Here is a 13,465-nt window from a genome sequence, read left to right as displayed (position 1 = left end):
TGTTAATTTATTTGAATAGTAGCTTCGTTTAATATATCTATATTTGCCTCTTTTTGAATTTGTTTGAAATCCTCCATTAGTTTAAATAGTGCCAAGTCCTTTTTTTTAGCTTCAATCATAATATCAAAGTCACATCCATGATTTTTTGCATCATTAATAAAACCCATCAAAAAATCTAAGTCTAAATAATCGGCATGAGCTCTAATATTTTTATTATCCTTAGGACTTGAAGCATGAATTTTAGGAGGATGCTTTTCTCCTTTCCATGTGTCAAAAATAAATGGTATTAGCTCTCTAATGTTTTCACCGTTGTTGTTGCACCAGTGATGATGAATATCTAACACCATTGGAATTTGCAAGTATTCACATATTTCAAGTACTTCTTTAGCAGTAAAGGATTTATCATCGTTTTCTAAAATAATACGATTTTTATACCTTGGACTTAATTCTTTAAAATTACCAATAAATCTATCGGTGGCTACTTTTTTATTGCCATAAGTTCCCCCAATATGTAGAACAAGCTTACCATCCTGATGATTTAAATCCATAGCTTCAAAAACCTTCACATGATACTCTAAATCCTGTAGTGAAGCTTTTAAAACCTTCTCATCTGGAGTATTAATCAGAGTGAAATGATCAGGATGAGCACTTACCCTAAGTTTATTGCCTAGAATAAATTTTCCAATATCTTTATATAAATTATTAAATTCCTGAATATAATCCCATTGTATTACCTCCGGGTGAGTAGCCAAGGGCACTAGCTTAGAGGTAAAACGATATAAAGCAATGTTATGGGCTTTGTTATATATAAGAATTCTTTTTGTTGTTTCCAAATTTTTCTTTGTAAGAGATTTAAGTTTATACAGCTTCGTTTCATCATCGGGAAGCTGAGAAAAGGTTTTATAGGTTACAGTTTTGTTTGGGGAACCTTCATGAATATTTAAAGCTATTGCTACATAACCTAATCTAATTTTCAAGTTAATCACCTCAAATATTAATATACCCAAATATGTTAAGATAAAAAACAGTTAAATATAGAATCTTATTTTAATTTAGTAATGGATTAGTAATTTGTTGTTTAAAACAAGTGAAGGATAGGGTACTTGCTGTGATTTACAAAGACAACAGCCATCTATCATATGATAAATGTTATCAATTAAAAAAGAACTTTTTTAAAACCAGAAGCTTTAGGTTAGATCCACAAAGAAAGAATGTATGAATATACGCGTATAAATATACCAACGACATTTAAAGCGTTAGGCAGTGTTGTTTTATTCGTGTATACAAATAAGAATATTGTCGAAAGGATATAAAAACGAAAGGATGACTTCGACATTTAATTTGAGACTAATGTCGAGAAAAATCACTATAATTTTTGATAAAAATCTACAAAGTTGTAGATATATAAGAAATTTGAAGAATAATAACGACAAATCAACCTTGATAAATAATAATAGTTTGTATTAAAAAACTCCCAAAATATTGATGAAATATCTTGAAGCTAATTATAAAAAATTTAAAAACTAATTTGCTTAATTTTACATAAAAAGTCCTGATTATATTATAAATCTCATTTCTGGATACTGAGTGTCACATATTAACCAACGCAATTAATAAATGTTATTTTAATAGTAAAGTGGGGAGTAAAGTAAGGGAACTTAAATAGTAGTAATTTAGAACATATATAAGTGTAAAGAATAGTGGCAAATCTCTCCCTATCAACTATTCTTTAAATGTATATTTAGGGAATAGTTAATAGGGAGAATTAAATTCATTTATATTTTAACTTTATTTTCTGTTATTTTTAAAAATTATTACAAAATACTTATTGCCTTCCCTTCTTATACATTTTAAAATAGATTATAGCAAGGAGTGATTTTATGGTAAAAAACAAACTATCTATACATAATAAGTCTGACAAACCCAACAATATTGTGTTAAAGGAAAATGAAATCATTGAAAGATGCTTGGAAATTGAAAGGCAACTCCCTTCTTTTATGAGAGACTTCTTCCTTTATTTAAAAAGCGGTGTGGCTCTCTCCACCCGTCTAGCTTATTTAGAAGATGTATTATTTTTTTGCAAGTATTTAGTTAATGAGTCATCTCTTACTGAGGCTCCCACTGCTACTGCTATTTCCATTGAAGATTTTAATAAAATCTCTGCTAAAGATATTAATCGTTTTTTAGGAGACTATTGTTCTAGATATACAATGGAACGAGATGAGTTTGTTAAAATAATTGAAAATAGAAATAGATCATTAGCCAGAAAGAAATCTTCTTTATCAGTTCTGTTTAAGTTTTTGTATAGAGATGAAATTTTAGAAAAAAATATAACGGATGGTTTTAATCCTATTAGATTACCTAAACCTCAGCCTGATGCCATAAAACGATTAGAAATAGATGAGGTTGCCAAAATGCTAGACTTTGTTGAGACGGGAGAAGGCTTTACAGAGAAGGAAAAAGTATATTGGGAAAAGACAAAGCTTAGAGATAAAGCAATTATTATCTTATTTGTTACCTATGGGCTTAGGGTAAGCGAATTGCAACAGCTAAATATTTCTTCTTTTAATTTTAACAGAGGAGATTTTAGAATTTATCGCAAACGTAGTAAGGAAGTATTAATGCCTCTAAACAAAACCTGTGAAAAAGTTATTAAAGAGTATATTAGAAATGAACGAGCTCCTGAAAATACTGTGAATGAAGCCGATAAAGATGCTCTATTTTTATCAATGCAAAACAAACGTATGACTATTAGGGCTATTCGTAATCTAGTAAAAAAATATACATCTTTGGCTTTAGGAACTAGTAAGAATAATGGATATAGCCCCCATAAATTAAGAGCTACAGCGGCTACTTCTTTAATACAGCAGGGATTTTCTATATATGATGTACAGAATCTTCTTGACCATGATAATGTTACAACAACACAGTTATATGCAGCTCACAAAAAAAATGTAAAGCGAGAAATCGTTAAAAATTTTGAGTGGTTAGACGAGAATTAGTATACTACTCTCCTACCACGAACAAATGTTTGATAATGCTGTATATATATGATATACTAACTAATAAGTATATATTAGATTAGAGAGGAGTCTTTATATAAATGTATGAAGATTTAAATAGTAAACAACTTCAAATTTTACAATACATGAAAAATGAAATCAGTTCCAAGGGGTATCCTCCTTCAGTAAGAGAAATATGCCAAGCTGTGGGATTAAAATCCACATCTACTGTCCATGGGCATTTAAGTAAACTAGAAGAAAAAGGATATATTCGTAAAGATCCTACCAAACCAAGAGCAATAGAAATTTTAGATAATGACTATAACTATGACTATAAACTACATAAAGAAATAATAAATGTTCCTATTATTGGAAAGGTTACAGCGGGGCAACCTATTTTAGCTGTAGAAAATATAGAAGAAACCTTTCCCCTCCCAGCTGATTTTATAAATCATAAAGATGAAGACGTTTTTATGCTGTCGGTTAAAGGAGATAGTATGATTGAAGCGGGAATCTTGGATGGAGATTATGTTATTGTTCGAAGGCAGTCCTATGCCTCTAATAGTGATATTGTAGTAGCTTTGTTAGATGATGGAGCTACCGTGAAAAGATTTTATCGTGAAATTGATCATATAAGATTACAACCAGAAAATAAATTTATGGAGCCCATTAGGGTTATAGATGTTACGATACTAGGAAAAGTAATAGGAGTATTTAGAAAAATTTAGGGAGCCCTTGTGGGTCTCCCTAAATTTTTTTTTCTAAGTTTTCTTTTATAGCTTTAGGTTTTTTATATTTTGTAGTGCCATTAAAGCTCCTAATTTACTATGCTCATAGGTTAGACCTCCTTGAAAGTATACAATATATGGGGGCTTTATTGGTGCATCAGCACTGAGTTCTATAGATGAGCCTTGAATAAAGGCTCCAGCTGCCATAATAATAGGAGCATCATATCCAGGCATATCCCAGGGTATTGGTGTTACAAATGAATCTATAGGTGCAGCTGCCTGTATACCTTTACAGAAGGCTAATACCTTCTCTTCACTTTCTAATTTTACAGCTTGTATAATATCACTTCTTTTCTCATTATATTGAGGTTTGACCTCATAGCCTTCTTCTGCAAACAGTTTAGAACAGAATATGGCACCTTTTACAGCTTCCGTAACAATATGAGGGGCTAAAAAAAGCCCTTGAAACATTGTTCTAGTTAATCCAAAGGTGAGACCGCATTCCTTTCCAATGCCTGGAGAAGTAAGCTTATACGAAACCAATTCAACTAAAGATTTTTTTCCTACAATATATCCTCCTGATAAAGCAAGTCCACCACCTGGATTTTTAATTAAAGATCCTGCTAAAATATCTACCCCCACTTCTGTAGGTTCTTTTATTTCTAGAAATTCCCCATAACAGTTATCAACCATACATAAAATATTTGGATTTATATTTTTTATGTATGTAACAATTTTTTCAATAGCATCAATATCTATAGCCTTTCTAAAGCCATATCCTGTAGAACGTTGAATATATACCAATCTAGTTTTCTCTGTTACTTCCTTTTTAATAGCAGAAAAGTCTACTTCTCCATTGTGCAAAAAATCTATTTGAGTATATTTTACGCCGATATTCTTAAGACTTCCTCTATAGTCACCATGAATCCCAATCAACTCATCTAGTGTGTCATAGGGTTTGCCTGTTACTGCTACCATCTCATCTCCTGGATTCAATAAAGCTGTTAAGCATAAGGTTAGGGCATGAGTCCCATTTGCGATGGTTGGTCTCACAATAGCGTCCTCGCTTTTAAAAACCTTAGCATATACCTCCTCCAGCTTATCTCGGCCTATATCATTATAACCATAGCCTGTAGTCCAGTTGAAATGCTGATCACTTATATTACTTTCCTGCATAGCCTGCAGGACTTTATATTGATTATAGGCTTTAATTTTTTTAAGATTACTGTAAATATCATATAGCTTTTCCTCTATTATCTCCCCTTTATTTAAAACATCTGAGCTAATTCCAAAAGCTTCTTTTAGTATAGCTTTATCATAATTCATTTTATTTTCCTCCTTATTTATCTTTTGTTTTGTTTGTCATCGCCCTCGCTTTTTTCGGGGCTGCTTGAACAAATTGGACAACTTTTATTATTATAATAGTCCAGCTTTAAACTTATGATTGTGTTACTAAATGCCTTTTCATTACCTTCTTTTATACCTATTCTCCGTCCCATGCTATAGCCCATCAATAGTATAATCAAACAACAAATAAGTATGTACCCATATAACATTATATCCCCCCTATATTCTAGCATACAAGTAATTTATGAAAAAATTTGAGGATAAAATTATTATTGTGTTTATCCATGATAATATCAAACATAAAAGTAAAAGAATACAGCTTGTAATAATTATCTCTCCTTTACCAAATTTATTGACATAATTTTTATAACCATACTTAAAATCATACTTATAATCTAATAAATCATCGATGAGTTGAATAAGTAAGATAATTGTAAAGCTTAAAAAGAAAATTTCTAATGGAATTAAAAATAAGTTTAATACAATAATAATTCCTATTTCTTGGTAGGATTTTAATTTAAGAGGCAGCTTCTTATTTGGAAAATCAAACATGCCAATCATATATGCAGAAGTAAATAAGGAAAAAACAAGATGAGGTTGTAATAGCATTGTCAAGCTAACGAATAGCAAACTATAGGGTAGTTTATATGCTGAAATATCTTTATAAATGCTGCTATAGACTGCCTTTAGAACTTTATCTCCATCCACCTCATCGTCTAATAGCTTTATTACAATGCCTAATAAAAATACTGCTATAAAGGTTTTAAAGATTTCTAGAAACAAATTTTTTCACCTCTTTAAAACCTATTCTCTTGATAGATGAGGTAGGTATAACATATGTATCCTTAAATTCTTTTTTCAACAATTCTAGACCCCCTACACCTTCTTTTAAGTCAACCTTATTAGCTAAGATGCAATAACATCCCCGACTTCTCCCATATTGATTAAGTTGATAATCTATTTCACTTAAAGTATTAATTTGGTTTTTGTATATGCTGGAAGCATCTATCATATGTAATATTATTTGACTATCATAAAGATATTTTAATGTTTCGGCCATAGATTTTCTAATCCCTTCATCTTTACTAATCCCATCGATTAATCCTCCTGTGTCATAGAGCAAAAACTCACTATGCCCTTTATATATAGGTATATATAAGGTTAATTTACATATATCTCGAGTGTGAAAAGGGGAAGGACTAATTAGGTGGCTTTTAGCCATACTAAGAGAATAGTTTTTTACTGTTTTCATTCCCTGGTAATCAATAAACTCAAGTATGCATTTAGTTATACCTAAATACTCAGCAAAATTCAAAAAAAAAGATGTTTTACCAACGTTTGGTTTGCCTAACAAAATACAACACTTCATAAAGTTTCACCATCCAAAAAATCTTCTCTTTTTAAAGTAATTAAATCATCCCTTGTATAATAGCATTGCCCTTTAAGTCTAACAGCTTGTTTCCTAACAGCCTTCTCAATTAAATTTCTTACAAGTCTCGCATTACCAGAATACCTGCCATCATTTTTTCTTTTTGATGCCAGTAGCACGTAAAGTTTAGCTTTAGTTGACTTCGGCATGGTATACTGTCTTTCTGTCACCATCATTTCTGCTATATCTACCAGTTCTTCTATAGTATAGTCCTGAAAATCTATATGTATAGGAAACCGTGATTTAAGCCCAGGATTGATTTTTAAAAAATCATCCATTTCTTCCTGATATCCAGCTAGAATTAATATAAAGCTATCCTTATAATCCTCCATAGCTTTCACTAAAGCATCTATAGCTTCTTTTCCAAAATCCTTCTCCCCTCCCCTTGCTAAAGAATATGCTTCATCTATAAAAAGAATACCTCCCATCGCCTCTTTGACCTGTTGTCTAACCTTTAAAGCCGTCTGTCCAATATATTCACCAACTAAATCTGCCCTTTCAACTTCAATGAGATGACCTTTATCTAATAAATCCATTGTTTTAAATATTCTACCCAACAGCCTAGCTACCGTTGTTTTACCTGTTCCAGGATTGCCTTTAAAAATCATATGTAATACCAGTGGTGTAGCGTTTAGTCCTTGTAGTTTACGTTTTTGTTGGATTTCAACATAAGCTAATACTTCATCTACTATTCCTTTTACTTCATCTAGTCCTATCAGTTGATGAAGTTCTCCCATAATATCCTCTAGAGATTCCTCTTTTAGATCACCATCTGTATCCAGGAGATGTTTTTGTTGATTTGCTTTTAACTGTTGGCTTATAATTAAATGATTTAAAAATTCATTACTGCCAATAGAACCTATTTTAACTAAGGTATATAACTGTTCAATATCTTTTCTAAATTTATTTGTCATCATATCACCTCAAAATACATGCTATTCTATCATATTCAGTAATAACAAAAAAAGTGTCAGAGGTAGATAATAAATATTTATTTGTTTAATTAGAAAAAAACTTCCCTACTTGTTGTTAATAGGGAAGTTTTATAAAAGTTTGCTTATTCATTAAGATTTTTAGGATTTTGCATAAAATTTACTGGGTTATTTGGACATATGGTGGAAATAGCATGCTTATATATCAACTGTTGTTTTCCTTCAGAATCTAAAACAATTGTATAATTATCAAACCCTTTTACTAACCCTTTGAGTTGAAAACCATTTACTAGGTATATGGTTATTGCAATACTTTCCTTTCTAACTTGATTTAAAAAAATATCCTGCAAATTAATAGTATTTTTCATGTTTTACCCTCCTTGGATTCTCTTATTACCTTTAATTTATACAGTCTAAAGTCATTTTGACAGTATAACCATCATAAGTAGTATATTTATATTAATATTCTATAAGGGATTAAAATGTCCTTCAACATACTGAACAATATTATTAAATAATTTTTCAGATGAGCTATAATCTGATAAGTTAAACCACTTAATATTTTCTAGACGATTAAACCATGTTAGCTGTCTTTTTGCATATCTTCTAGTATCTCGTTTCAATATATCTATAGCTTCCTCTAAAGTACTATTTCCATTTAAATAACTAATAATTTCTTTATATCCTAGGCCCTTAAGGGCTATTAAATCTTCATTATAATTCATCTGATGTACCAGTGCTTCTACTTCTTTTATTAGACCTTCTTGCATCATTATGTCTACCCTCTGATTAACCCTATCATATATCTCTTCACGATTTCTAGTTAAACCTATGATGACAAAGTTATAGGCTTCATTTAATTGAAGGTCCTCACGGAAATTTCCGATTTTTTCCCCACTTTCTTGAAATATCTCTATTGCTCTAATAACCCTTTTAACATTGTTTTTATGTATTCTTTCGGCTGCAGAAGGGTCTATTTCCTTCAACTTATTATGAATATATTCGTTACCATACTTATCTGCCTCTTCTTGTAACTGCTTTCTTAAATTCCAGTTGGATATAGTCTTTGTAAAGTCCATATTGTAAATAAGGGAATTAATATATAAACCTGTTCCTCCAACAACGATGGGAAGCTTTTTTTTAGCATTAATTTTTTCTATTGTTTCTTTTGCCCTTACTTGAAAGGATGCAACTGAAAAGTCTTCATTTGGTTCTATGATATCAATTAAATAATGGGGTATCCCTTGCATTTCTTTTATAGTAGGCTTGGCAGTTCCAATATCCATGTATTTATATATCTGCATAGAGTCAGCAGATATAATTTCTCCGTCTAATCTTTTAGCTACTTCAATAGCAGTAGCTGTTTTACCAACGGCAGTTGGGCCTACTATAATTAGTAGATTTTTACTCAAAGCGTCTCCTCCTATTGAACTCTTTTAAAGTTTTTTTCTATTTCATATTTTGATAAGGCTAATACGATAGGTCGTCCATGGGGGCAAGTTAATGGTGGCTGTACTTTACATAAATCTTTAATTAAAGCATTAATTTCCTGTAAATTTAATTTATCCATAGCCTTGATGGCTTCTCTACAGGATTTTCGTATAATTTTTTCATAAAAATATGATTCATGATTCTTTTCATTTTTAAAGTCATCTAAAATATCAATAAAAAAATCAAAATTTCTTGGTGTGCCCATTATTAAAGGAACCTCTCGAATAATAATAGTATTATGGCCAAAAACCTCTATACCAAAGCCAAGACTATTAAACTTATTTACATTTTCCATTGCTAATAGAAAATCCTCAGGGGATAGTTCTAACACTTTAGGTGTCAACAATCTTTGGGTAACTACTTTGTTGTTTTTAAAATCCTGTAGCATTTGATTATAAACTATTCTTTCGTGGGCAGCATGTTGATCAATCAAAATCATAGAACAATCCTTTTCAACAATAATATAGGTGTTAAATAACTGACCTATAACCTTATGATTATAAAGTAAACTGCTAAGAAAGTTCTCTTGGGTAACTTCGGTCTGGATATGGTCTTCATTTATAATAACATTTTCACTCATATCGTTATTAATGAAAATATTATTGTCTATTTGCTCCCTATAGCCTTCAAAAAACAATTGATTGCTTTCAGTTTTATTGGTAAATTCGTTGTTATTATGTGTATTATACGTACTTTTATTCTCTTGAAGATTAGGACTAAAAGGCATATTTACTGGATTATGATGATTTTTTTTATCTCTATTTGATAATGAGAAAAAAGGAACAGTGGTATTTTCCACTAGAGTATTTCGTATAGTATTATAAATTAAATCATAGACCATCTGTTGATTGTGAAACTTGATTTCTGTCTTCATAGGGTGAATATTAACATCAATTAACTGTGGACTAATTTCTATATTCATAATGCATACAGGAAATTTATTTATAGGCAACTTCTCTTTATATCCATCCTCAATAGCCTTATAAACAAGCTTGCTCTTAATATATCTTCCATTAACAAATACAATCTCATAATTCCTATTCCCTCTAGCATAGGTAGGTTGACCAATATAACCCTGTAATTTAATAGGTTCCTTCTGATTATGAATGGGTATAAGACTTTTAAATAAATCTTTATCTAAAATTGATAATATAGCTTCCTTTAAATGACCATCTCCAGAGGTGGTGAACATAATATTATTATTGTTAATGTACTTGAAGCCTATTTTTGCCTGACTTAGGGCTAGTCTAGTTATTAATTCACTTATTTTTGTAGCCTCAGCTTGGGGACTTTTCATAAATTTAAATCTAGCGGGAGTATTGAAAAACAAATTTTTCACTGTAATAGTTGTCCCATTAGAGCATCCTACTTGTTTTTTATTAATAACAACCCCACCTTCAATCTCTAAATATATTCCGTAGGATTGATTTCTAGGCTTTGTAGTTATTTCAATTTGTGATACAGAAGCTATGCTAGCTAATGCCTCGCCACGAAACCCTAAGGTTAGGATAGTATTTAAATCCTCTAAATCTATGATTTTAGAGGTAGCATGTCGCATAAAAGCAGCTTCAACATCTTCTTCATATATCCCATCTCCATTATCGCTAACTCTAATGAGTTTTTGTCCACCTTCCTTTATTTCTACAGTAATATTGGTGGAATTTGCATCAATGGCATTCTCTGTCAACTCTTTTATAACTGAATAGGGGGCCTCTACCACTTCCCCGGCAGCTATTTTATTGATAGTTAAGTCGTTTAACATCTTAATTTTATTTATCATTTATGCCTCCTTAAATCCCATTTGCTTTTTTTTGTAAATAATAGAGCATATTTATAGCCTCTAAAGGTGTTGTTTCTAATAAATTGATATTTTTTATCTCCTGTAATATTTCTTCCCGATGGAAATCGTCAAAGTTTAACTGTTGGTTTTGATTATTATTTGAATTATCAATAGTTTCATTATCCTTGACCATATCATTTTTTTCTAAATCTATTAATATTAATTGTGCCCTTTGTATAACATCATTAGGAAGACCTGCTAATTTAGCTACTTGAATACCATAGCTTTTATCTGCACTGCCTTCTATAACCTTTCTGAGAAAAACTATACTTTCACCCTCTTCTTTTACGGATATACAATAGTTTTTTACTCCATTAATTTTTCCTTCCAGCTCTGTTAGTTCATGGTAATGAGTTGAAAAAAGAGTTTTACATTTCAAGAGCTTACTAATATATTCAATAACAGCCCAAGCAATACTTAATCCATCAAAAGTGCTTGTGCCACGTCCAATTTCATCTAGTATAAGTAAGCTTTTAGAAGAAGCATTATTTAATATATTTGCCATCTCACTCATCTCTACCATAAAGGTACTTTGACCTTGACTAAGATCATCACTAGCTCCAACTCTTGTAAATATACGGTCAACTATTCCTATTTCAGCTTGGGTAGCAGGAATAAAGGAGCCAATTTGAGCCATGAGTACAATGAGAGCTACTTGTCTCATATAGGTTGATTTTCCTGCCATATTAGGTCCTGTAATGACGGAGATTTCATGATTTTTTTCATCAAGATATGTGTCGTTAGCTACAAACATATTAATCCCCAATATTTTTTCTACTACAGGGTGTCTTCCTTCATGTATGTTGATGGTGTTTCCATCATTTACAATAGGTTTAGTATACCCATTTTCATAAGCTACCTCAGCTAAGGAATATAATGCATCCAGCTGAGCAATAGCATGGGCTGTTTGCTGAATATGAGGAACGTCTTTTTCAATAATACTTCGGATATTAACAAACAACTGATATTCTAATAACACTACTTTCTCTTCAGCTCCTAAAACCTTTGCTTCTATTTCCTTCAATGCTGGGGTAATATATCTTTCACAATTTGAAAGGGTTTGCTTTCTAATGTATTCTTTAGGAACCATATGAAGGTTAGATTTTGTTACTTCTATATAGTATCCAAAAACCTTGTTATATCCTACCTTAAGTGACTTAATCCCTGTACATTCTCTCTCTTGGGATTCAAGATTGCTAATCCATGACTTACCTTCAATAGAGGCTCTCCTAAGTTCATCTACATCATGATTGTACCCAGTTTTTATTATATTACCTTCCTTTAGAGCTATGGCAGGATCCTCTTGAATTGCTTTTTCGATCAATGTTTTAATATCCTGATGCTCATCTATAGAAATCAAGATACTTTGTAAGAGGGGTGAGGCTATATTTTCTAAAAGTATTTTAAGATTAGGTACATGATTTAGAGAATTTCTTAAGGCTATTAAATCTCTTGGTGTGATAGAACCATAGGCTATTTTACCTGCTAATCTCTCTAGGTCATAAATGTTTTTAAGATTGGCTTTTAGTTCTTGTCTTATTAAAGTATTGTTTTTCAGAGCTTCAACCGCTTCTAATCTTTGATTAATTTCAACAGCATCAACTAGAGGTTCTTCAATCCACTTTCTAATCATTCTTCCCCCCATGGAAGTCATGGTTTTGTCCAACACCCATAATAAGGAACCTTTTTTCTTTTTTTCTCGGAGGGTTTCCGTAAGTTCTAAATTTTTCCTAGTGGTTAAATCCAGGGTCATTGTTTTATTAAGGGTATATATGTTAATTTTATTTAAATGATTTAAGGCTCTTTTTTGAGTAGTCTGCAAGTAATCAATCAAAGCACCTGTAGAATGAATGCCTAAATGATTATTAGTAAATCCTAATCCATCCAAAGTTAACACATCAAAATGACGCTTTAATTGATTTGCAGCTTGATGGTATTCAAATTTCCAATCCTGATACTCACTAGCAAACAAATCAAAGTTTCCTTGATATTTCAGTAGGACATCTTTTAGGTTTGAATCTTTAATACAATATATAATTTCTTTGGGCTGTATTTTAGATATCTCATTTTGAAGATTCTGCTCTAAGCCTTTTTGTAAAATTTCTGTAGAAAATAATTCTCCGGTAGAAATATCTGCATAGGTTAGACCACAGCCTTCATCTACCCAATAGATTGACATAATATAATTATTTTTCTTTTCCTCCAGTAAATCTGTATCAATAATTGTACCAGGAGTAATTACCCTTACAACATCTCGTTTAACAATTCCTTTAGCTTCACTAGGGTCCTCTACTTGTTCGCATATGGCTACTTTATAACCTTTTATAATTAATCTATTAATATAATTATGAACGGAGTGGTGGGGAACCCCACACATGGGGGCTCGTTCCTCTAGGCCACAATCTCTTCCAGTAAGGGCAATCTCCAGTTCTCTAGAAGCTACAACAGCATCATCAAAAAATAACTCATAAAAATCTCCTAGACGAAATAATAAAAGTGTATCTTTATATTGATTTTTAATTTCTGTATACTGTTGCATCATAGGGGTTAGTTTCCTCAATTGCAACGCCTCCTTTAAATGACTCATAGTATAATTATAACAAATATGTATTTGTTTGAAATATAAACTTGAATAATTTTATTTAATAATGTTATCATTTATGATAATATTTAATATGATATATTTTTTCTTTTAA

General features: G+C 31.1%; 12 protein-coding genes. 2 read left to right on the top strand and 10 right to left on the bottom strand.

Annotated features, from left to right (window positions below; genetic code table 11):
- Positions 1-2: 2 nt before the first annotated feature.
- Positions 3-977 carry a UV DNA damage repair endonuclease UvsE gene (gene uvsE / locus BLS22_RS06970; protein ID WP_090552714.1) on the bottom strand — a complete coding sequence of 325 codons (975 nt, stop codon included), beginning with the start codon at positions 975-977 and terminating at the stop codon, positions 3-5.
- Positions 978-1,880: 903 nt separating this feature from the next.
- Between uvsE and BLS22_RS06965 the strand changes: the two genes are divergently transcribed.
- Both BLS22_RS06965 and lexA read left to right on the top strand, forming a co-directional pair.
- Complete coding sequence (locus BLS22_RS06965; RefSeq protein ID WP_090552710.1) at positions 1,881-3,002, top strand: tyrosine-type recombinase/integrase; 1,122 nt, start codon at positions 1,881-1,883, stop codon at positions 3,000-3,002.
- 101 nt (positions 3,003-3,103) lie between these two features.
- A complete protein-coding gene (gene lexA, locus BLS22_RS06960) occupies positions 3,104-3,730 on the top strand; it encodes a transcriptional repressor LexA (protein ID WP_090552707.1) in 627 nt (208 codons plus the stop codon).
- A gap of 45 nt (positions 3,731-3,775) precedes the next feature.
- On the opposite strand, the gene BLS22_RS06955 is transcribed toward lexA, so the two are convergent.
- The 9 genes from BLS22_RS06955 to mutS form a co-directional block, all read right to left on the bottom strand.
- A complete protein-coding gene (locus BLS22_RS06955; RefSeq protein WP_090552705.1) occupies positions 3,776-5,056 on the bottom strand; it encodes a methionine gamma-lyase family protein in 1,281 nt (426 codons plus the stop codon).
- 17 nt (positions 5,057-5,073) lie between these two features.
- On the bottom strand, positions 5,074-5,286 hold the full coding sequence (locus BLS22_RS06950) for a hypothetical protein (protein WP_090552701.1): 213 nt from the start codon (positions 5,284-5,286) through the stop codon (positions 5,074-5,076).
- Positions 5,287-5,296: 10 nt separating this feature from the next.
- On the bottom strand, positions 5,297-5,860 hold the full coding sequence (locus tag BLS22_RS06945) for a hypothetical protein (RefSeq protein ID WP_090552696.1): 564 nt from the start codon (positions 5,858-5,860) through the stop codon (positions 5,297-5,299).
- Complete coding sequence (locus tag BLS22_RS06940; protein ID WP_090552692.1) at positions 5,841-6,446, bottom strand: GTPase domain-containing protein; 606 nt, start codon at positions 6,444-6,446, stop codon at positions 5,841-5,843. Before BLS22_RS06940 ends, BLS22_RS06945 begins: the two co-directional genes overlap by 20 nt.
- Complete coding sequence (locus tag BLS22_RS06935; RefSeq protein WP_090552688.1) at positions 6,443-7,420, bottom strand: AAA family ATPase; 978 nt, start codon at positions 7,418-7,420, stop codon at positions 6,443-6,445. The genes BLS22_RS06940 and BLS22_RS06935 overlap by 4 nt, the downstream gene beginning before the upstream one ends.
- Positions 7,421-7,563: 143 nt before the next feature.
- Positions 7,564-7,806, bottom strand: a complete 243-nt coding sequence (hfq, locus tag BLS22_RS06930; protein WP_090552684.1) for an RNA chaperone Hfq — start codon at positions 7,804-7,806, stop codon at positions 7,564-7,566.
- 99 nt (positions 7,807-7,905) lie between these two features.
- Positions 7,906-8,850, bottom strand: coding sequence for a tRNA (adenosine(37)-N6)-dimethylallyltransferase MiaA (miaA, locus tag BLS22_RS06925; RefSeq protein WP_090552681.1), 945 nt, complete (start codon positions 8,848-8,850; stop codon positions 7,906-7,908).
- Between the two features lie 11 nt (positions 8,851-8,861).
- A complete protein-coding gene (gene mutL / locus BLS22_RS06920) occupies positions 8,862-10,709 on the bottom strand; it encodes a DNA mismatch repair endonuclease MutL (RefSeq protein WP_090552678.1) in 1,848 nt (615 codons plus the stop codon).
- Between the two features lie 10 nt (positions 10,710-10,719).
- Positions 10,720-13,356 (bottom strand): DNA mismatch repair protein MutS, encoded by a 2,637-nt coding sequence (gene mutS / locus BLS22_RS06915; RefSeq protein WP_456298986.1) that lies wholly within the window; start codon positions 13,354-13,356, stop codon positions 10,720-10,722.
- Positions 13,357-13,465: the final 109 nt, after the last annotated feature.

Source organism: Natronincola ferrireducens, assembly GCF_900100845.1.
In the GTDB taxonomy this organism is placed as follows: Bacteria; Bacillota; Clostridia; order Peptostreptococcales; family Natronincolaceae; genus Natronincola_B; species Natronincola_B ferrireducens.
This window is presented reverse-complemented; position numbering and strand designations above follow the sequence as displayed.

What these genes read in the sequence shown, in the direction of transcription:
- mutS (WP_456298986.1), bottom strand. Translation starts at nt 13,356, where the DNA reads ATGAGTCATTTAAAGGAGGCGTTGCAATTGAGGAAACTAACCCCTATG.
- lexA (WP_090552707.1), top strand. Translation starts at nt 3,104, where the DNA reads ATGTATGAAGATTTAAATAGTAAACAACTTCAAATTTTACAATACATG.
- BLS22_RS06935 (WP_090552688.1), bottom strand. Translation starts at nt 7,420, where the DNA reads ATGACAAATAAATTTAGAAAAGATATTGAACAGTTATATACCTTAGTT.
- BLS22_RS06955 (WP_090552705.1), bottom strand. Translation starts at nt 5,056, where the DNA reads ATGAATTATGATAAAGCTATACTAAAAGAAGCTTTTGGAATTAGCTCA.
- BLS22_RS06965 (WP_090552710.1), top strand. Translation starts at nt 1,881, where the DNA reads ATGGTAAAAAACAAACTATCTATACATAATAAGTCTGACAAACCCAAC.
- BLS22_RS06950 (WP_090552701.1), bottom strand. Translation starts at nt 5,286, where the DNA reads ATGTTATATGGGTACATACTTATTTGTTGTTTGATTATACTATTGATG.
- hfq (WP_090552684.1), bottom strand. Translation starts at nt 7,806, where the DNA reads ATGAAAAATACTATTAATTTGCAGGATATTTTTTTAAATCAAGTTAGA.
- BLS22_RS06940 (WP_090552692.1), bottom strand. Translation starts at nt 6,446, where the DNA reads ATGAAGTGTTGTATTTTGTTAGGCAAACCAAACGTTGGTAAAACATCT.
- mutL (WP_090552678.1), bottom strand. Translation starts at nt 10,709, where the DNA reads ATGATAAATAAAATTAAGATGTTAAACGACTTAACTATCAATAAAATA.